The sequence below is a fragment of the Streptomyces sp. NPDC050738 genome, from assembly GCF_040654175.1.
Classification (GTDB): Bacteria; Actinomycetota; Actinomycetes; order Streptomycetales; family Streptomycetaceae; genus Streptomyces.
In genome coordinates, this window is sequence record NZ_JBFAHN010000011.1 from 49,672 (window position 1) to 68,969 (window position 19,298).

The 19,298-nt window shown below is 69.9% G+C and carries 17 protein-coding genes; 10 read left to right on the top strand and 7 right to left on the bottom strand.

The genetic code is table 11. From position 1 onward, the window contains the following. Positions 1–83: 83 nt before the first annotated feature. The 6 genes from AB0H78_RS25850 to AB0H78_RS25875 all read left to right on the top strand — a co-directional run bounded on the left by AB0H78_RS25850 (position 84) and on the right by AB0H78_RS25875 (position 5,825). Positions 84–470: a roadblock/LC7 domain-containing protein gene (locus AB0H78_RS25850; RefSeq protein ID WP_363236971.1), complete on the top strand. Its 387-nt coding sequence runs from the start codon at positions 84–86 to the stop codon at positions 468–470. Positions 471–561: 91 nt separating this feature from the next. Further along, positions 562–1,473: a DUF6397 family protein gene (locus tag AB0H78_RS25855; protein ID WP_363236972.1), complete on the top strand. Its 912-nt coding sequence runs from the start codon at positions 562–564 to the stop codon at positions 1,471–1,473. A 64-nt stretch (positions 1,474–1,537) separates the two neighbouring features. Next, positions 1,538–3,028: a helix-turn-helix domain-containing protein gene (locus tag AB0H78_RS25860; protein ID WP_363236973.1), complete on the top strand. Its 1,491-nt coding sequence runs from the start codon at positions 1,538–1,540 to the stop codon at positions 3,026–3,028. A gap of 91 nt (positions 3,029–3,119) precedes the next feature. Further along, entirely contained in the window at positions 3,120–3,704 is a 585-nt protein-coding gene (locus AB0H78_RS25865; RefSeq protein WP_363236974.1) for a sigma-70 family RNA polymerase sigma factor, read from the top strand. Then, the gene (locus tag AB0H78_RS25870) at positions 3,701–4,453 is read left to right on the top strand and encodes an anti-sigma factor (RefSeq protein WP_363236975.1); all 753 of its coding nucleotides are present in this window, start codon (positions 3,701–3,703) and stop codon (positions 4,451–4,453) included. Before AB0H78_RS25865 ends, AB0H78_RS25870 begins: the two co-directional genes overlap by 4 nt. A 13-nt stretch (positions 4,454–4,466) precedes the next feature. Further along, positions 4,467–5,825 (top strand): deoxyribodipyrimidine photo-lyase, encoded by a 1,359-nt coding sequence (locus tag AB0H78_RS25875; protein ID WP_363236977.1) that lies wholly within the window; start codon positions 4,467–4,469, stop codon positions 5,823–5,825. Between the two features lie 3 nt (positions 5,826–5,828). Here AB0H78_RS25875 and AB0H78_RS25880 read toward each other — a convergent pair whose 3' ends face one another. The 5 genes from AB0H78_RS25880 to AB0H78_RS25900 are packed head-to-tail and all read right to left on the bottom strand — an operon-like array spanning position 5,829 to position 11,170. Beyond that, complete coding sequence (locus AB0H78_RS25880) at positions 5,829–6,635, bottom strand: DUF1295 domain-containing protein (protein WP_363236978.1); 807 nt, start codon at positions 6,633–6,635, stop codon at positions 5,829–5,831. Beyond that, positions 6,632–7,933, bottom strand: coding sequence for a cyclopropane-fatty-acyl-phospholipid synthase family protein (locus tag AB0H78_RS25885; protein WP_363236979.1), 1,302 nt, complete (start codon positions 7,931–7,933; stop codon positions 6,632–6,634). The genes AB0H78_RS25880 and AB0H78_RS25885 overlap by 4 nt, the downstream gene beginning before the upstream one ends. Further along, on the bottom strand, positions 7,930–9,138 hold the full coding sequence (locus AB0H78_RS25890; RefSeq protein WP_363237161.1) for a cyclopropane-fatty-acyl-phospholipid synthase family protein: 1,209 nt from the start codon (positions 9,136–9,138) through the stop codon (positions 7,930–7,932). The genes AB0H78_RS25885 and AB0H78_RS25890 overlap by 4 nt, the downstream gene beginning before the upstream one ends. 38 nt (positions 9,139–9,176) lie before the next feature. Beyond that, positions 9,177–9,902, bottom strand: coding sequence for a DUF1365 domain-containing protein (locus AB0H78_RS25895; protein ID WP_363237162.1), 726 nt, complete (start codon positions 9,900–9,902; stop codon positions 9,177–9,179). Continuing rightward, complete coding sequence (locus tag AB0H78_RS25900; RefSeq protein WP_363236981.1) at positions 9,899–11,170, bottom strand: FAD-dependent oxidoreductase; 1,272 nt, start codon at positions 11,168–11,170, stop codon at positions 9,899–9,901. Before AB0H78_RS25900 ends, AB0H78_RS25895 begins: the two co-directional genes overlap by 4 nt. 558 nt (positions 11,171–11,728) lie before the next feature. On the opposite strand from AB0H78_RS25900, the gene AB0H78_RS25905 reads away from it, so the two are divergent. From AB0H78_RS25905 to AB0H78_RS25915, 3 genes are all read left to right on the top strand, one after another. Further along, positions 11,729–13,201, top strand: a complete 1,473-nt coding sequence (locus AB0H78_RS25905; RefSeq protein WP_363236982.1) for a basic amino acid/polyamine antiporter — start codon at positions 11,729–11,731, stop codon at positions 13,199–13,201. A gap of 46 nt (positions 13,202–13,247) precedes the next feature. Continuing rightward, the gene (locus AB0H78_RS25910; RefSeq protein WP_363236983.1) at positions 13,248–14,510 is read left to right on the top strand and encodes an arginine deiminase; all 1,263 of its coding nucleotides are present in this window, start codon (positions 13,248–13,250) and stop codon (positions 14,508–14,510) included. A 110-nt stretch (positions 14,511–14,620) separates the two neighbouring features. Beyond that, on the top strand, positions 14,621–15,007 hold the full coding sequence (locus AB0H78_RS25915) for a hypothetical protein (RefSeq protein WP_363236984.1): 387 nt from the start codon (positions 14,621–14,623) through the stop codon (positions 15,005–15,007). Positions 15,008–15,100: 93 nt separating this feature from the next. On the opposite strand, the gene AB0H78_RS25920 is transcribed toward AB0H78_RS25915, so the two are convergent. Beyond that, complete coding sequence (locus tag AB0H78_RS25920; protein ID WP_363236985.1) at positions 15,101–16,336, bottom strand: chitinase; 1,236 nt, start codon at positions 16,334–16,336, stop codon at positions 15,101–15,103. A gap of 100 nt (positions 16,337–16,436) precedes the next feature. Then, on the bottom strand, positions 16,437–18,059 hold the full coding sequence (locus AB0H78_RS25925) for a PucR family transcriptional regulator ligand-binding domain-containing protein (protein ID WP_363236986.1): 1,623 nt from the start codon (positions 18,057–18,059) through the stop codon (positions 16,437–16,439). A 191-nt stretch (positions 18,060–18,250) separates the two neighbouring features. Between AB0H78_RS25925 and AB0H78_RS25930 the strand changes: the two genes are divergently transcribed. Continuing rightward, positions 18,251–19,258 (top strand): carbamate kinase, encoded by a 1,008-nt coding sequence (locus AB0H78_RS25930; RefSeq protein WP_363236987.1) that lies wholly within the window; start codon positions 18,251–18,253, stop codon positions 19,256–19,258. Positions 19,259–19,298 lie beyond the last annotated feature (40 nt).

The window sequence follows — 19,298 nt, forward strand, 5'->3', positions numbered from 1 at the left end:
CTGCTTGCCCGCGGAGCCGGTGTGGTGAAGGCTGGCAGCCGAACGAGGGACACGGGGAACGAATGAACGGGGAGGGCCGGCACATGGCGCTGGACAAAGGACTCGACTGGCTACTCGACGACCTGACCAAGCGGGTCGACAACGTACGGCACGCTCTGGTGCTGTCCAACGACGGTCTGGTGACCGGGGCGAGCACCGGTCTGGCGCGCGAGGACGCGGAACACCTGGCTGCTGTCTCGTCGGGTCTGCACAGTCTCGCGAAGGGTTCGGGGCGCCACTTCAGTGCGGGCAAGGTGCGGCAGACGATGGTCGAGTTCGACGAAGGGGTCCTCTTCGTCACCGCGGCCGGCGACGGAAGCTGCCTGTGCGTGCTGAGCACCGCGGAGGCCGACATCGGCCAGATCGCGTACGAGATGACCCGCCTGGTCAACCGGGTGGGCGAGCACCTCGGAGTGTCCGCCAGGCAGTAGCCGACCAGAGTTATCCACAGGCCCGGCGGGATGTGTCCCGCCGGGCTACGGTCGTCACTGAGAGTATTCATTGCTCGCGGGGGAGGACCGCATGACCGTAAAGGAACAACGGCGCACGAAGACCGGGACGGACAGGAAACCGCTGACCGCCGCCCGGGCCGCACAGGAACTCACGCTGAAGCGGGGCGAGTTCGATCTCGCCGTGCAGCTCGGGCATGTACGGACGGTGACGGAACCGGGAGAGATGCGCCGTCGTGTCGCCCTCGACGAGATCGAGCGTCTTCAGGCGCAGCCCGGCTTTCCCGACACCCTCAGGGAGCGGGTGCGCACCGTCGGCACGGCGGACGGTGCGGAGCTGCTCGGCATCAGCGCCACGCGCTTCACCACGCTGGCCCGGACGGGCCATGTCACACCGGTCCGCTTCTACTTCAACCGGTATCGGGCCGTCGTCTGGCTGTACGTCGCCGAAGAACTGAAGGCCTTCGCGTCGAGGGAACCGGAACTGCTCAAGGGCACCATGCCCAAGAGCTCCCGGGCGCTGATCGACGCAGGAGAGGACTGGCGCCCGCGCAACTGGCGCGGCCGGCGTCTCGGCATGCTTCTGCGCCAGACGGATGACGCGTGGGAACGAGCGGCCGTCATGGCGTGTGTGCTCGACCCGGTGCAATTGGCCGAAGTCGTCGACGACCCCTATGAGCGCGCGTACCTGCGCAAGCTCCAACCGGAGCTCGCACCGGGCCGCCCGCCTTCGCCCGCGGCGTGGGAGGCGACACAGCATCTGCTGGCCGCCGACAACCCCGACGAGTTGCTGTGGCACCGGATGAGTCTGGTTCTCGCCCTGGACGAGGCCCGGGAGACGGGCAGTGCACCTCACCCGGACGGCAGGGGAACCGCACCGCCACCCCAACTGCCGCAGAAGGAACCGGCGGAAGCACCCCACAGGTCCTGGCGGAGCGTGCTGCGCCGCAGGGCGAGGAAAGGATGCGGGGAAGACCTAAGCTAACGGGCATGTGGAGAGCACAAAAGGGGCAGCAGTCCAGCACCGGCGAGCCGGACGGAGCCGGGCGTTGACAGACTTCGATGCCGTCGACGCGCTGCTGGCATCCGTCCGGCCCGAGGCCGCGCTCCCGCCGGCCGCCGAGCGACGCCTCCTGCGCGAGGGACTGGGACTCTCGCAGGCCCAGATCGCTCAGGCGCTCGGCGTGAGTCCCAGCACGGTGCGCGGCTGGGAGGCCGGCCGTGAACCGGCCGGGGAGATCCGTACGAAGTACGCGTACCTCCTCGATGGTCTGCACGCGAAACTCCACCCGCAGAACGACGGGCCGGCCGAGGACTCCGACGGCAAGGCGGACAGCGCCGGCGCAACGGCTGACGCAGACGACGCCGAAGACGATGCCCAAGACGAGCAGGGAGAGGAGACGGACCTGGCCGTCGCCGCGCCGTGTGTGCTGTGCGGCCAACCGGCGGTGCAGCAGGTCGAGGGTTTCCCGCAACACCTCACTCCTGAAGAGTGTGCCGCTGCCGTCGCCCCGCAGAGCCCCCCGACGCCTCCGCCATCGGCGCCGCGTGCGCCGACGCCGTCCCCGGCACGCCGTGCCTTCCAGGAGTCGTCGGACATGCCCGATCTGATCGGGCAGGCGGTACAGGAAGCGATGGAGAAGGCTCAGGGGGACATGGAGGCGGCGAGCGCGGCGCTGCTGAAACGCGCGATCCCCGACGCGATGAAATTGCTGGACGTCTGCCGCAAAGGCGCCCGTTACGACATCATCGCCCACCCCTGGATCCCGGATGTGCTGAAGAAGAAGACAGCGCGCGGGGCGGACGAGATCTGGGAGGCCCGCCCGAAGTGGACCCGTGCCACGCTGCCTTCCGGAGCGCACGAGATCACCGCGCTGGACATCAACGGCGCCTACCTTTCAGCGCTCAAGACCCACCTGCCGCTGGGCTCGCTCGAGCACTCCGCGGGTAACACCCACGACCGGCGCCGCGCCGGAATCCACCTCATCACCCCGTCCCCCTGGGACCACGAGGACGTACTGCCGAACCCGATCGGCAACCGCGACGAGCCCGGCCCCCTGTGGGTGACCGAACCGACGCTGCGACTCCTGCTGCGCCTTTCGGGTACGAAATACGGGCTGTGCGAACCGCCCGTCATCCATGAGTCGTTCACGTCCGGTGCCACGGAGAACCTCCTGGAGAAGTTCCGCGGCACGCTGCGCGACGCCCGCGAGAATGCCATCGCTGACGACGACGACGTCACCTTGGAGTACGTGAAGGCGATGTACTCCAAGTTCGTCTCCACGATGGGGGAGTCGAACTACAACCGTGAGCTCTACCGCCCGGACTGGATGCACATCATCCGCTCCCAGGCCTTCGCGAACCTCTGGACCAAAGCATTCAAGGCGCACAACGAAAACCTGACCGTGGTGCGCGCCATGGGCACCGACGAGCTCCATGTGATCGGGGACTGGCGGAGCGTCTTCCCCGAAGGCCGCGGCGTCACCGAGGTCAAGGTGAAGGACGTCTATTCGGTCGAGGGCGGCAACGCGCAGAACTGAACTCACCACAAAGAGGCGGAGCGGCGACCAATCCTCCGGCGCTCCCGCTCCGAATCACCACCGTAGAGACGAGTGCCGGGAGGATCAGCGGGTGAAAGAAGTGGTGTACATCAGCGGACCCCAGTCCGCGGGGCCCGATTTGCCCGGATTGCTGGGCCAGGTGGCCCGGGGCGATCAGGAGGCGTTCGGCTCGCTGTACGAAGTGGTCTGCGGCCCGGTGTTCGGGCTGGTCAAGAGCGTGCTGCGCGATCCGGCGCAGTCCGAGGAGGTCGCCCAGGAGGTGCTGACGGAGGTGTGGCGCACGGCCGCCCGCTATCAGCCGGACCGGGGCGGCGTCATGAACTGGGTGCTGACCCTGGCCCACCGCAGGGCGGTGGACCGGGTCCGATCCGCGCAGGCGTCCGCCGACCGGGAGCACAAAGCGGCCCTGCTCGACCGGACCCCGGCGTTCGACGAGGTGACCGAGCAGGTCGAGGCACGTCTGGAGCGCGAGCAGGTGCGGCGCTGTCTGCGGACCCTCACCGAACTGCAGCGTCAGTCGGTCACCCTGGCCTACTACCAGGGGCTGACGTACCGCGAAGTGGCCGAGCTGCTGACCGTACCGCTGGGCACGGTCAAGACCCGGCTGCGTGATGGGCTGATCCGGTTGCGCGACTGCCTGGGGGTGAGCACATGAATGCCGAACTCCACACACTCACCGGCGCCTATGCGCTGCACGCACTGTCGGACGACGAACGCGAGGAGTTCGAGCGGCATCTCGGCGACTGCGAGGCGTGCAGCCAGGAGGTACGGGAACTGAGCGCCACCGCGGCACGCCTCGGCCTCGCGGTCTCGGTCATCCCGCCACCCGAGATGAAGGCCGCGGTGCTGCGGCGCATCGCCGCCGTACGCCAGGAACCGCCGCTTGCCCCGACTCCGGCCAGGCCGGTCGCCGCCAGGCTCCGCGGTCGCCGCGCGGCCCGGTTCGCACTCGCCGCGTGCGTGGCGATCGCCGTCGCAAGCGGGGGCATCGCGGTCTGGCAGCACCGGAGTGCCGACGAGGCCCGCCAGGAGGCGCGTACCGCACAGGAGCAGTCCGAGCAGTTGGCAAGCGTCCTTGCCGCGCCCGACGCCAAGGCCACCACAGGGCGGCTCGCCGGCGGCGCCAGCGGCACCCTGGTGGTCGCGCACAGCAGGAACCAGGCCGTGTTCGTAGCGTCCGGCATGCCGAAACCCCCGTCCGGCAAGGTCTACCAACTGTGGTTCAACGATGCGGGCACGATGCGCTCGGCCGGGCTCATGGACCCGTCGCAGACCACCGAGGCAGTACTCCTCGCGGGCGCCGTCGACCAGGCGTCGGGCATGGGGATCACCGTCGAACCCTCCGGCGGCTCCACCGCACCGACCTCCGCACCACTCGCACTGATGAACTTCGCCACAGCATGAGGAGCCCCGCCAAGTGACGGTCTCGGTAGTCCTGTTCACCTCGGATCTGCGCCTGCACGACAACCCGGTGCTCGCCGCCGCGCTACGCGACGCGGAGCAGATCGTCCCGCTGTTCGTGTACGACACCGGGGTGCACAGGACCGGCTTCGACGCACCCAACCGACGGGCGTTCCTGGCCGACTGCCTGGCGGATCTCGACTCCGGGCTGCGGACGCGAGGCGGCCGTCTGGTGGTCCGCAGCGGCGACGTGGTGGACCAGGTCTGCGCGGTGGTGCGATCCGTGGGCGCCAGCCGAGTGCACGTCGCGGGTGGAGTGAGCCGTTACGCCACCGCTCGCGAGGTACGCCTCAGGTCGGCCCTCGCCGGCTCGGGTTGCACGCTCGCCGTGCACGACGCCGTCGTGACGGCGGTGGCACCGGGCGCGATCACCCCCGCCGGCAGCGACCACTACGCCGTCTTCACCCCCTACTTCCGGCGCTGGACAGAGGAGGGTGCCCGGGACGTGGCACCGACTCCGAGGAAGGTCCAGGTCGCCGACGTCGCTTCGGAGCCACTGATCGGCCGCACCGAAATCGCCGGGGTCTCGGCCGGACTTGCCGAGGGAGGCGAGACGGCGGGACGCCGACAGCTCCACGCCTGGCTGAAGAGCGGCATCGCCGGATACGAGGACGGCCACGACGACCTGGCGGGAGATGCCACGTCCCGGCTCTCGCCCTTTCTCCATTTCGGCGCCCTGTCCGCGGCCGAACTCGTCCACCTGGCCCGCGGCGAGGGCTCGTCAGGCGCCGAGGCGTTCGTACGACAGCTGGCCTGGCGGGACTTCCACCACCAGGTCCTCGCGGCCCGGCCGGACGCGGCCGGGGAGGACTACCGGCCCCGGGGTGACGCCTGGCGCAGTGACAAGCAGGAGATCGCCGCCTGGCAGGAAGGCCGTACCGGATATCCGCTCGTGGACGCGGCGATGCGGCAGCTGGCCCACGAAGGCTGGATGCACAACAGAGGCCGCATGCTGGTGGCGAGCTTCCTCACCAAGACCCTGTACGTCGACTGGCGCGTCGGTGCCCGGCATTTCCTGGACCTGCTGGCCGACGGAGACGTGGCGAACAACCAGCTCAACTGGCAGTGGGCGGCGGGCACCGGCACCGACACCCGCCCCAACCGGGTCCTCAACCCGGTGGTGCAGGGCAAGCGCTTCGACCTGAAGGGCGCGTACGTACGCCGCTGGGTCCCCGAACTCGCGGACGTCGCGGACCGTTACGTACACGAGCCCTGGAAGCTGGAGGGTCTCGACAGGGCCGGCCTCGACTACCCCGATCCGATCGTCGAACTCGCCGAGGGGCGTGCCCGCTTCGAGCGTGCGCGCGGCGTCTGAACGTCAGCCCCGGCGGCGTGGCGGCAAGGGGACGAATCCGCTGGTGCGCGCCACGTACGCGCTATACCCGGGCCGGTCCGCCATGTGCCGCTCCAGCAGCGCCTTTCCGCTGCCCCGGGTCAGCAGGAAGGACATCAGCAGGGGCGAGACGACGGTCGCCGCCGCTGCCGCGGGCGCATCGCAGACCATCAGGAACAACCCCCACCAGACAGAGAAGTCCCCGAAATAGTTGGGGTGGCGCGTCCAGCTCCACAGGCCCTGGTCCATGACGGCACCCTTGTTGGCCGGGTCGGCCTTGAACCGGGCCAACTGCCAGTCGCCGACCGTCTCGAAGAGGAACCCCACACACCACAGGACCACCCCGGCCCACACCAAAGGACCCGGGCCGTCCTGGACGTACATCGCCGCCTGGACCGGCAGGGACACCACCCAGACCAGCCCGGCCTGCAGCAGGTAGACCATGCGCAGTGCGTAGAGACTGCGGTTGCCGGGGGCTTTGGCGAGCATTGCCTCGTAGCGGGGATCCTCGCCGTGCCCCCGCCCCCGGCGGACGATATGGGCGGCGAGCCGCAGCCCCCATACACAGGTGAGCGCGGTGACGAGAAGGCGCCGCCCCGGGTCCCCCTCGCCGGTGGCCATGCCGTACGAGACGAGCGCGACCGCCGAGAAGGCGAGGCCCCAGGCGGCGTCGACGATCCGGTGCATGCCCTTGCGTACCGCAAGGGCAAAAGTGGCGAGCAGTACGACCATGGAGGCCGCAGCGGTCACGGGCAGGCCGAGCGCGAACTGTTCCCACGGATATCCGCTCACGGTGTCTCCCTCAGCGGCCAGGCTTCCGGGACGGGTGGCATTCCGCTGGAGCCGTCGTTGTCCGGCCTGACGGCGAGGATCTGATCGACGCCCATCCGCCGCTCCTCGAAGGCGAGGGATCCGCCCACCAGGTACAGCCGCCACACCCGCGCGGTCTCCTCGCCGACCAGCGCCACGAAGTCGCCCCACCGGTCTTCCAGCGTGCGGTGCCAGGCCGCCACGGTCCGCACATAGTGCTCACGCAGCGACTGGACCGACCGTACTTCGAGCCCCGAGCCTTCCAGGAGGGTGACGGTCTCCCCGAGCGGCCGCATGTGCATGTCGGGTGCGATGTACGCCTCGATGAACGCCCCGCCGCCCGGTGCGACCGATCCCCGCGACATCTGCTGCACGAGCACCCGCCCCCGGGGGCGGACCATCCGGTGCAGAGTGGAGGCGAAGGCCGGGTACTCGGCGTCACCGACGTGTTCGCCCATCTCCACAGTGGCGACCGCGTCGAACTGACCGTCCGCGATGTCCCGGTAGTCCCGGCACTGGACTTCGACGAGGTCCCCCAGGCCTCGCGCATCGACCTGTTCTCTTACGTACGCGGCCTGTTCGGCGGCGAGTGTCACAGCCGTGACCCGCACCTTGTGATGCTCGGCCGCATACAGAGTCAGTGATCCCCAGCCGCATCCGATGTCCAGCAGCTGGGCGCCGGGGCCGAGCGCCAGCTTGCGGCAGATCAGTTCGAGTTTGTCGCGCTGCGCGTCACGGGGACCGTAATCGGGCCCTTCGCCGGTCCAGAACCCGCAGGAGTACGCCATGGTCTCGTCGAGCAGCATCGCGTAGAAGGCGTTGGACAGGTCGTAGTGGTGACTGATCGCCGCCTGGTCGCGGGTGCGGCTGTGCAGCCGACCCCGCAGCCGGGCCTGCGAGGCGGGCGGAGCGGGGCGCGGGCCGACGGCGCCGAGCCTCAGTGCGGTGGCGGCGGCGCGCCCCCGGTCACGGGCGCCGAGGCGCGGCGCGTGCAGTCGCCCCTCGCGGACGGTGCGCCACAGGATGCGCAGCCCTTCGGGGAGGTCTCCTTCGAAGTCGAGCTCTCCGGTCACATATGCCTGGGCGAGGCCGAGTTCACCGGGCTGCCACAACAGCCGGCGCAGGGCTCGCCGGGACCGCAGGACCACGGTCGGGGCGTGCCCGGGCCCGGCTTCGCTGCCGTCCCAGGCCCGGACCCGCAGCGGCAGGGGCCCGCCGATGGCGGCTTCGATGTGCGGAGCGAGCCGTTGGGCAGCCCCGTGCCGTGCGTTCGCGGTCACAGCTTCCCGTCCCTGGTCAGCAGGAGCTGCTGGACATCCAGGTAACCGGAGCGGAATCCGGCCTCGGAGTAGGCGAGATACAACGTCCACATACGGCGGAAGACCTCGTCGAAGCCGAGCGCCGCGACCGCATCGGCCTGTTCGGCGAACCTCTCCCGCCACAGCCTCAGCGTCTCGGCGTAGTGCGTGCCGAAGCTGTCGCGCCGTACTACGCGCAGCGAAGTGTGTGCGCCGGTGACCTGTTCGATGGCTTCTGTGGAGGGGAGCAGTCCGCCCGGGAAGATGTACTTCTGGATCCAGGTGTACGTGTTCCGGCTCGCCACCATGCGCTCGTGCGGCATCGTGATGGCCTGCACCACCGCACGACCCCCGGGGGCCAGCCGGTCGTCCAGTGCCTTGAAGTACACCGGCCAGAACTCCTCACCCACCGCCTCGACCATCTCCACGCTGACCACGGCGTCGTAACGGCCGCGCGCCTCGCGGTAGTCGCACAGTTCCACGGAGATCCGGTCGGCGAGTCCTGCGGCCGCGATCCGGTCGTTCGCCAGGTCGCGCTGCTCCGCTGAGAGCGTGAGTGAGGTGACGCGGGCACCTCGTTGCGCCGCCTGGATGGCCAACTCTCCCCATCCGGTGCCGATTTCGAGGAGCCGGGTGCCGTCGCCGACCGCGGCGAGATCGAGCAGACGGTCGATCTTGCGCCGCTGCGCCGATGCCAGCAGAGGCCATTCGGCGGGGAACCCCCGGAAGACGGCTGACGAGTAGGTCATGGTCTCGTCGAGAAACAGGGCGAAGAGGTCGTTCGACAGGTCGTAGTGGCGCTGGATGTTGGCCCTCGACCCCTCGGGCGTGTTGCGCAGTCCGGCAGGCTGCCTGAGCGCCCACAGCCCGCGCAGCCGCTGGAGCGAGGGCGCCACCAGAACGGCGGCGTTCTGCGCGAGAACCGTCAGTACGGCCACCAGGTCGGGGGCGTCCCACTCGCCGGCCTGGTGCGACTCGCCGAATCCGATCAGCCCGCCCGAGGCGATCCGCCGGAAGAACGCGTCGGGGTCGTGGACCACGAGCAGGGGGCCGCCGCGGCCGATCGCCTCGTCGCTGCCGAAGCGGACGTAGAGCGGCAGCTTCACGAGTGCCCGTCGCACGAGGCGCTCGGCCACCGCTGTACGGAGCCGGGACACCTGGGGCGGGCGGACGACATCGGGCCACAGCTCAGGGTCGTCCGCGACGGGCGGTCTCAGGGACGTACTCACTCCACACCCTCCTGGGGGCGATGACGGGGACGGGGTCGCACGGGCAGACCGCGCAGATACAGACGGATGCCGTGCATCCGGATGGCGAGGGATCCGGCCGCCGTCGACCAGGGACGGCGCAGCGCAAGGGACAGCAGCACGGACGGAGTCGCGGGACGCCGCTCGCCGCGTACCGTCGCCGTGAACACCTGCTCTCCCGAGCGGATGAGACGGACCGTCAGGTTCAGGGTGTGGTCCGGCTCGGGCAGGCGCATGCGGTAGTCGCCGTCGACGGGGAAGAAGGGCGAGACGTAGAACTCCTTCTCCACCGAGGCGAGTTGCTCGCGATCGGGCCGCAGAAGGTAGCAGTGCCGCTCGCCGTAGGTGTTGTGCACCTCGGCGACCACGCATACGAGCGCGCCGGTCGGGTCATGGCACCAGTAGAGGGTCAGCGGGTTGAAGACGTACCCGAACACCCGGGCCTGCGTCAGCATCGTCACGGACCCTCCCGCCAGATCGACACCCTGGGCGGCGAGAAAGCCGTCCAGGCCTGTCCGGAGCGTGGGGGAGTGCCCGCCGAAGTGGTCCCGGGGATCGAACCGGGCGAGGGGACGCAGGAGGAAGGGCAGGCGCGGGAGCCGGTCGGGGTCGACCATCCACAGATAGGTGCGGTGCCGCAGCGCGTACGAGCGCGGTGCGCTGCGCCGGTGGAGGACCGTGCAGGGATACAGGGCGGGAATCACCACGTCACCCCCAGCGCGGCGGCCGCCCGGACGCCCGAGCTGCAGCCGTCCTCATGGAAGCCCCACCCGTGATAGGCGCCGGCGAAGGCGGTGACCGTACCGCTGAGGCCGGGCAGTTCACGCTGGGCGGCCACCGACTCCGGCGTGAACACGGGATGTTCGTACGTCATACGCGCCACCGCCTTGTCCCCGGCGACCCGCTCCTCGGCGTTGAGGGTGACGAGGAACGTCTCGGGCGAGGTGAGCCCCTGGAGCCGGTTCATGTCGTAGCTCACCCGCACCCGGTCGGCCGCCGCGTCGCAGCTGGGCATCAGGTAGTTCCAGGAGGCGCGCGCCCTGTGGCTGCGCGGCAGCACCCCGGTGTCGGTGTGCAGGACCGTCGGATTGCGGGAGTACCGGAAGGAGCCGAGCACCCTGCGCTCGGCCTCGGTCGGGTCGGCGAGCAGCCGCAGCGCCTGATCCGCGTGGACCGCGATCACGACGGCGTCGTACGGATCCGCCGTCCCTTCCTGTGTGCCGAGTTCGACACCGCCGCCAGGAAGCCTGCGCACGGCACGGACGGGGGCGCCCGTGCGGACGCGCGGCAGCTGCTTGCCGATGCGTTCGACGTACGCGCGCGAGCCGCCGGTCACGGTCCGCCACACCGGGGATCCGGAGACGGCGAGCATCCCGTGGTGTTCCAGGAACCGGAAGAGGTACCTGGCCGGATAGCGCAGGGCGTCGGATGAGTCGCAGGACCAGACAGCGGAGACCAGGGGTGTCATGAAGTGGGTGATGAAGTACGAGGAGTAGCGGCCGGCTGTCAGGAACTCGCCCAGTGTCGGATCGTCCGGGGACTCCGCCGCAAGGACCCGTCGCGCGGCCCGGTGGAAGACCGGAACCTCCGCCAGCATCCGCAGATACGCCGGGCGCAGCGCATTGCGCGGCTGGGCGAACAGCCCTGACGGGCCGCGAGCTCCCGCGTACTCCAGACCGCATCCCTCGCACCGTACGGACATGCTCATCTCGGACTCCTGGGTGGAGACGCCGAGTTCGCGGAAGAGCCGCAGCAGACAGGGATACGTGCGGCGGTTGTGCACGATGAATCCGGAATCGACGCGGTGGACGCGGCCGTCGCGGGAGAGCACGTCATGGGTGTGCGCGTGCCCCCCGAGCCGGTCGTCACTCTCGTAGAGCGTGACGTCGTGCGCGTCCCTCAGTACGTACGCCGCCGTCAGCCCGGCCACTCCGGCGCCCACGACCGCGATGCGCCGCCTTTCCCCTGCCATGCCGCTCCCTCCACCGTCCCCGTGACAGTGATTCGGAGCCGGGGGCGGGACGGATTGGTGTGACGGCCAGGGCGTTCTCGAAAGAGTGAATGGCCAATCCGGGACCCGTCGCGCGACGAATGCCCGCTGAGCGAGGACCACAGGCAACCGGGGGCAAGGCGCACGGCTGGTGTGCCGCGTCCCTGGTGCGCGGAGTGGTCGCCGAGGCCTCCGTCCGGCGGCGCGTGGTCTTCGCGCCGGTCGGGGCGGTGTCAGGGGGTGACCGGAGGACTCGGCGGGTCACCCACCGCCCGCGGCCGCAGGCGGTCTCTGCCCGATCGGGCAGAGACCGCCGTCTCCTCTCCCACGGCCTGCCTGCCGCGCAATTCCGCACGAATCAACGCCCTCAAACTAGGACATTGTCCTCAATTGGTTGATAGCGTCCGGCTGATCGCATGCAGTGGGGTATCGCGAGCCCGCGATCTCACGCCGGCCGCGCTCGGCGGAGCACACACCGTCTCGCGCATCGCCTCCTGACGCTGCATCACCGGCCTCACTGAGGACAGAGGGAGTCAGACGATGACACAGGACGGCACCGCCCAGGCGGGTGCGGGCTCCGGGGCCCGGACGGCGAAACTCACCCTGCCGACGCTGACCATGATGGTGGTCGGCTCGATGGTCGGCGCCGGAGTGTTCTCGCTGCCCCGCCGCTTCGCGCAGGAGACGGGAGTGGCCGGCGCGCTCATCGCGTGGGTCATCGCCGGCACCGGCATGCTCATGCTCGCCTTCGTCTTTCAGCGGCTGGCCATCCGCAAGCCTGATCTGGATGCCGGGGTGTACGCGTACGCGAAGGCCGGGTTCGGCGAGTACCTGGGTTTCTTCGCCGCCTTCGGCTACTGGGCCAGCGCGTGCGTGGGCAATGTGACGTACTGGGTCCTGATCATGTCGACGATCGGGGCGATCGCCCCGGCGCTCGGCGAGGGCGACACGCTGATCGCGGTGGTGCTGTCCTCGTTCGGCCTGTGGGGCTTCTTCCTGCTGATCCGGCGCGGCGTCAAGGAAGCCGCGGCGATCAACCGGATCGTCACCATCGCCAAGGTCGTGCCGATCCTGTTCTTCGTCGTCCTCGCGCTCTTCTACCTGAAGCCGCAGGTCTTCGCTGACAACTTCGGCGGCGCCGACTACGCGGGTTCGCTGTTCAGCCAGGTCCGGGGCACGATGCTCGCCACGGTCTTCGTGTTCCTCGGAGTCGAGGGTGCGAGCGTCTACTCCCGTCACGCCGAGCGCCGCGAGGACGTCGGGCGGGCCACGATCCTCGGCTTCCTGAGCGTCTTCGCCGTCTTCGCCTCGGTCACGATCGTCTCGTACGGCCTGATGCCCATGGGCGAGATCGCCGAGCTGCGCCAGCCGTCGATGGCCGGGGTGCTCGAATCCGCCGTGGGCACCTGGGGGAAGGTGTTCGTCAGTGTCGGTCTGATCGTCTCGGTGCTTGGCGCCTATCTCGCCTGGACGCTGATGGCGGCCGAGGTGCTGTTCGTCGCGGCGAAGGACGACGACATGCCGCGCTTCCTGCGCAAGGCCACCGACGCGGATGTCCCGGTCCCCGCACTGGCCTTGACCACGATGCTGTCGCAGGTCGTCCTGGTCGTCACCATGTTCTCCGACGACGCGTTCAACTTCGCCCTGGACCTCACCAGCGCACTGAGCCTGATCCCGTTCCTGCTGGCGGCCGGCTATGCGGTGAAACTGGCGCTCGGACGTGACAGCGCCCCAGGTCCCACGTCCGCCGCGCTGACGCCACGGAAGGGCAGCGACCTCACGTTCGCCGCACTGGCCACGCTCTACACGGCCTTCCTGCTGTACGCGGCGGGACTGAAATTCGTCCTGGTCTCCTTCATCGTCTACGCCCCGGCGACCGTCCTGTTCGTGATGGCCCGCCGTGAGCAGGGCCGCAAGCTCTTCAGCCCCGCCGAACTGGTCATCCTCGCCGTCTCGATCGTCGGCGCCCTGCTGGGCGTGATCGCCCTGGCCGTCGGCTGGATCAGCCTCTGACCTCCGGATCCCTCACTCTTCCCGCCGAGCAACGGAAGGCACCACCATGACAAGTCAGCCCGCCCCCGCACAGTCGGCCCACGGTGTTCACTCCGAGGTCGGCCGACTGCGCAAGGTCCTCGTCTGCCGGCCCGGCCTGGCGCACCGCAGGCTCACCCCGACCAACTCCGACGACCTTCTCTTCGACGACGTCATGTGGGTGGAGAACGCCCAGCGCGACCACGCCGACTTCGTCAACAAGCTCACCCAGCGCGGCGTCGAGGTCGTCGAGCTGCATGAACTGCTCGCGGAGACGATGGCCATCCCGCAGGCGAGGACCTGGCTCCTCGAGCGCAAGATCGTCCCGAACGAGGTCGGGCTCGGGCTCGTGGACGGCACGCTCGCCTATCTGGAGTCCCTGGCGCCGCGCGAGCTGGCCGAGTTCCTGATCGGCGGTCTGGCCACCACCGACCTGCCCGATGAGCACCGTTCCGGCTATCTCGCGCTGGCCCGCGATTCCACGGGCGTACGCGAATATCTGATGCCGCCGCTCCCCAACACCCTCTACACCCGCGACACCACGTGCTGGCTGTACGGGGGCCTGACCCTCAACCCGCTGTACTGGCCGGCGCGGCACGACGAGACGCTGCTGATGAAGGCGATCTACACCTTCCACCCCGACTACGCGGCCTCCACCGTCTGGTGGGGGGACCCCGAGCAGAACTGGGGCCAGGCCACCTTCGAGGGCGGCGACATCATGCCGGTCGGCAACGGCGTCGTCCTGATGGGCATGAGCGAGCGCACCTCCCGGCAGGCCATCACCCAGGTCGCCGCCTCGCTGTTCCGCCAGGGGGCGGCCGAGCACGTCATCGTCGCGGGCATGCCCAAACTCCGAGCCGCGATGCACCTGGACACGGTCTTCACCTTCGCCGACCGCGACATCGTCACCCTCTACCCGACGATCATGGACTCCGTCCACACCTTCTCGCTGCGCCCCAGCGACAAGGCCCCCGGCGTCGAGATCATCGACGAGGAGTCCAAGCCGTTCACGGACGTCGTCGCCAAGGCGCTCGGCCTTCCGGAACTGCGCGTCATCGCCACCGGCGGCGACGCGTACGCCTCGGAGCGCCAGCAGTGGGACAGCGGCAACAACGCCGTCGCCCTCGAGCCCGGCGTGGTCTTCACCTACGACCGCAACACCCAGACGAACACGCTGCTGCGCAAAGCGGGGGTCGAGGTCATCACCATCGTCGGGGCGGAACTGGGCCGGGGCAGGGGAGGCGGTCACTGCATGACCTGTCCCATCATCCGCGAGCCGGTTGATTTCTGACGCTTCGTCACATCGGCGGGAGGGTCCAGGCGTGGCGGCTTGTCCTCGACGTACCGAATATTCCTAATATGTGACGCATCGTCCGTCCCTGGCTGTGAGGAGCCCGTCTCATGCGTCACTCTCTGACCCGAACCGCGGTACTGTCCGCGACCGCCCTGCTGCTCGCGGTGGCACCTGCCGTACAGGCGTCCGCCGCTCCCACGAGCTCGGTGACGGCCGCGCCGCGACCGACGCTGACGGCCAAGGCGACCGTGAAGAGCATCAGGGCGTGGCAGCAGTTCCACGTCTTCGGGGCGAGCAAGCACCTGCGGTCCGGAACACGCGTCACGCTCCAGCAGATGCAGCGCAACCACTGGGTCTCGCTCCCGATCCACATGAACACCACGCGGAGCGGCTCGTACGACCTGCGCGTCAAGCTCGGCCTCAAGGGCGCCAACAAGCTCCGGATCGTGGGCGGCGGCGCTGTCTCTCCGACGGTCGCGGTGACCATTCGCTGATCGGCTGCACGCGGCAGCTCCGGCGTGCCGAAGGCCGGTTCCGACAACCGACTGCGGTTGCCGGAACCGGCCTTCTTCATGCGTTCAGGGTGGTCAGCAGGCGCCGAGGTCCTGCCAGACGCCCCACTCGCCGGTGGTGCCCGGCGCCTCGTTCTGGGTCCACCACTTGGCCTTCCAGGTGTGGCCGCCGTACGAGACGGTGTTGCCCTGCGTGTAGACCGCCGAGCTGCTCCATGCGACGGCCGAGCAGCTGCCGGTCGGCGGCTGCGAGGTGGGAGGGGCGGTCGTCGGCGGGGGCGAGGTCGGCGGGGTGGCGCCGGCGAACTTCACCGAGTACTTCGCGAAGTCCCAGGACGACTGGGCCACGCTGCTGCACGTGCCGGAGGTCTGGCCGTTGTTGTCGACCGGGGTGCACTGCCGGTCCCGGTTCAGGGACCAGAAGGTGAAGCGGTCCATGTGGTGGCCGGTGGCGAAGTCCAGCACGGTCTGGAAGTCCGCCTGGCTGAAGTACTCCCCGGTGTCGCTCCGGCCGTTCATGCCGGAGAAGCCCTCGTGCGCGTACGCCGTCGCCGCGTCCCAGCCGAAGGTGGACTGGAGGACCGAGTTGAAGTTCGTCAGTGCGCTCGTCTGCGCGGACGCTCCGTTGAATCCGCCGTCGAACGGCATGATGGAGAAGTTGTTCGGGGTGAATCCCTGTGACTTGGCCTCCAGGAGCATCTGCTTGCCGAACCAGCCGGTGCCGTCGGCGGTGCCCGCCGTGGTGACCGAGACGTAGAGGCCCGGGTTGTTCTGCTGGAGGATCTTGGCCGCGCCGATCTCGCGGGCGATGGCCGCGGTGTTCTCGTACTCCGGCTCCTCCAGGTCGAAGTCGATGGCCTTCAACTGGTACTTGGTGATGACCTGTTGGTAGGCGGCCGCGGTGGACGCGGCGTCCGAACAGGTCTGGCCGAGCTTGGTGCCCCCGTACCCGCCGATCGAGACCGACACGTCGCCGCCCTTGGCGCGGATCGCGCTGATGACGGAACCGACGGCGGTGTCCGACGACACAGGTGATGTGCCGTCCCAGGTGGGGCTGCAGCCGCCGCCGTTGGGGGCGAGGATGAACGCGAGCTGGAAGGCCTTGAGCCCGGTGGCGTCCATGATGGCGCCCGGGTCCGGCGGGTTGTTGTCGTGCGGCATCAGATAGGGCGCGGCGGCGTACCACCGGTTGCTGAGCGCGGAGGCATCGGCCGTGGCGCCGGCGGCCTGGCTCGTGGCGAATGCGGTGAGGCCGGCGGCGGCCAGTGCGGCGGCGGCGGCACCGCACAGCACAGCGCGTAGACGCTTCATGGGGGGTCTCCTGTCGGGGGACGGTGCCGCAAGAATCGGGCAGTGACGGAGACACGTCAATGAGTTGGCCTAGACCATTATTGATTCTTGAATCGCCGGGTCAGCCACGGGCCCGTGCCGTCAGCAACCGGTGGGCGTGCACGGCCAGTTCCGTCTGCAAACGGCTCATCGGATCGCGGTCGAATCCGCCGGTCAGCCGCTCGATCTGCTTCAGGCGGTAGCGCAGGGTGTTGTAGTGGATGTGGAGGTGCTCGGCGGCCTCCACACCGTTGCGGTCGCGCGCCAGATAGACGCCCAGGCTGTGCACCAGGCTGCCTTCGTGCAGGCTGTCGTACGTGAGCAGCGTGCCCAGCGCCTCGTCGACCAGGCGCGCCAGCTCACGCCGAGGGAGCTGGTCGAGGAGCCGGTAGACACCCAGGTCCCGGTGTTCGCAGACGAAATCGGTGCCGTGCAGCTCCCGGCCCAGGGTCATCGCCGTGACGGCCTCCCGGTAGCTGAGATGCAGATCCGCGAAGTCCGCCTGCACACCGCCCGCCGCCACCCGTACCCGCGTTTTCGGCAGCGCTGTGGCCACCGCGTCGTACACGGCCCGTACGACGGCGTGCAGCGATTCGCCGGGCTCGACCAGCAGGGCAAGCCCCGAAGGCACCCCCCACCCGATGGCCCGGGGACCGACGACCGCCCGCACGAAGGGCAGCAGCCGCTCCTCCGGGGTGCGTTCCGCCGCCTCCTGGCTCTCGCGTACCTCACCCAGTTCCACCAGTACGGCCGCGCGCGGCACCTGCAGCTCCCAGCCCATGGCGGCGGCCCTGCGCGCCGTCTCCGCGCGGTCCTGCGGGGCGGCCGAGACCAGCTCGGTCAGGAGCAGGGCGCGGGAGCGGCGCTCGCGGCCGGCCACCGCGCGTTCCTGTACGGCGACCATCGCCGCGAGTGTCGCGGCGTGTTCGAGCGCCGCCAACTGGTCCTCGGTCGGCGGCTGAGCGCACCACAGGGCGACACTGCCGTGGGAGGTCGAGGGGCGAGCGTGCGCGCCGATGGCCCGCCGTGTGGAGGCTTCCGTATCGCAGGGCGGGTCGCCGGCGGAGGCGAGCGGCGTTCCGTCGGGCCCCAGCACGGCGGCGGGACATCGGGCGAGGTCGGCCAGGACGGTGGTGAGTTCCTGGTACGACCCGTCGCGCAGCACGGCCGTGGTGAGCCGCTCGTGCACCTCCTGGGAACGCTCCAGGGACAGCGCCCGGCGATTGAGTACGGTCCCGATGACCTCGGCGAGTATGTCGTTGAACATCACCTCGCCCGGCAACTCCAGGACAGGAAAGCCGAGTTCGTCCGCGGCCTGAAGCATCGCGCGCGGCAGACGCGGAAGATACGGACCGACCTTGACGCCCAGCCCCGCCAGGCCGCGCGCGGCGAGGGAGGGGACGAGGGCGCTCAGGGCGTCCTCGTCACCGCGCAGCGCGTACGCAGTGGTGAGCAGGAGTTCGCCGCCGCGCATCCAGCGGACGATGTCCGGCACCTCCATGATGTTGACGACACGCACGCGCCGCTCTGCGCCCTGCCCTCCCGCGACCAGGCGCGCCCCCGCGAGGCAGGGCAGCTCCAGGGCCTCGGCGATCGTGATCCCGGCGCCGGGAAGCGGGGCGGCCTCGGCCGGCCCGGCCGGGTGCGGGAGTGGTGGGGGAGGCGCCGACGGCGCCGCTGACGAGAGGTGCGCTGTAGCTGCCACGCCCCTCACTATGAGCAGGTCAGGGGGGCGTGTAAACGGAGTACGGGCTGGTAATGGGACGTTAACCAGGGGGAAACAGCGCCGAGTTGTGACCCGCCGTCCACGGCTGTCATCCGGCGTCAACGGACTGCCTCCGCCGCTGGCAACCGCTGCTCATGACCGCGATCCGGCTGGTTCCTAAGGTTGCGGCCATGCCCCCAAATCCCGAGATCCGGACCGCTCCCGCCGGTGTGACCGTCGTGGCCATCGGTGGGAACGCACTGCTGCGCGGCGGCCCCACCGCCACCATCGCCGAGCAGTTCGAGGCGGCCCGCACCCTCGCGGAACCGCTGGGCGAGCTGGTCGCCGCCGGGCACCGTCTGGTCGTCACGCACGGGAACGGCCCGCAGGTCGGTTTCATCAAACGGCGCTCCGACCTGATGGCAGACCTCGCACCCGAACTGCCCAGCCTCGACCTGGACATGTGCGTCGCCGACTCGCAGGGCAGCATCGGCTACATCCTCGCCTCCACGCTCGCCGGACATCTCAAGGCCGTCGGACACGGCGACCGGGTCGCCGCACTGGTCACCCACACCGTCGTCGACCCCACGGATCCGGCCTTCGGCCGCCCCACCAAACCGATCGGCTCGTTCTACGACGAGGTGACCGCCCGCGAACTCGCCGCCCTGCACGGCTGGTGCGTGGCCGAGGACTCCGGACGCGGCTGGCGGCGCCTCGTCCCCTCGCCTTCGCCGGTCCGCGTCATCGAGCAGGGCGCCGTCGCCGGCCTGCTCGGCCAGGGATACGTGGTGATCGCGGGCGGCGGCGGGGGCATCCCCGTCGTCGAGGAACCCGACGGCACCTACCGGGGAGTCGAGGCCGTCATCGACAAGGACGCCACGTCCGCGCAACTGGCCACCGCGCTGGGCGCCGAGCTGCTGGCCATCACCACGGGCGTCGAGCAGGCAGCCGTCGACTACGGCCGCCCCACACAGCGCCCGCTGGGCCGCGTCACCGCGGCCGAGGCCCGACGGCACCTCGCCGACGGCCAGTTCCCGGCGGGCAGCATGGGCCCCAAGGTCGAGGCGGCCCTCGCCTACCTGGGCGCGGCCGCCGCCCCGGACGCCCGCGTCCTGGTCACCTCCCCGGCAGCGCTGGCGGGCGCGATGCGGGGGAGTGGCGGCACCTGGTTCGTACGGGACGACGCCCCGGCGCGGTGACGTACATCCGCCATCGCCACCCACCCCTCCCACGGAGTTC

Coding starts and splice junctions, on each gene's coding strand:
- AB0H78_RS25850 (WP_363236971.1), top strand. CDS start 84: ATGGCGCTGGACAAAGGACTCGACTGGCTACTCGACGACCTGACCAAG.
- AB0H78_RS25855 (WP_363236972.1), top strand. CDS start 562: ATGACCGTAAAGGAACAACGGCGCACGAAGACCGGGACGGACAGGAAA.
- AB0H78_RS25870 (WP_363236975.1), top strand. CDS start 3,701: ATGAATGCCGAACTCCACACACTCACCGGCGCCTATGCGCTGCACGCA.
- AB0H78_RS25900 (WP_363236981.1), bottom strand. CDS start 11,170: ATGGCAGGGGAAAGGCGGCGCATCGCGGTCGTGGGCGCCGGAGTGGCC.
- AB0H78_RS25905 (WP_363236982.1), top strand. CDS start 11,729: ATGACACAGGACGGCACCGCCCAGGCGGGTGCGGGCTCCGGGGCCCGG.
- AB0H78_RS25910 (WP_363236983.1), top strand. CDS start 13,248: ATGACAAGTCAGCCCGCCCCCGCACAGTCGGCCCACGGTGTTCACTCC.
- AB0H78_RS25915 (WP_363236984.1), top strand. CDS start 14,621: ATGCGTCACTCTCTGACCCGAACCGCGGTACTGTCCGCGACCGCCCTG.
- AB0H78_RS25920 (WP_363236985.1), bottom strand. CDS start 16,336: ATGAAGCGTCTACGCGCTGTGCTGTGCGGTGCCGCCGCCGCCGCACTG.
- AB0H78_RS25930 (WP_363236987.1), top strand. CDS start 18,251: ATGCCCCCAAATCCCGAGATCCGGACCGCTCCCGCCGGTGTGACCGTC.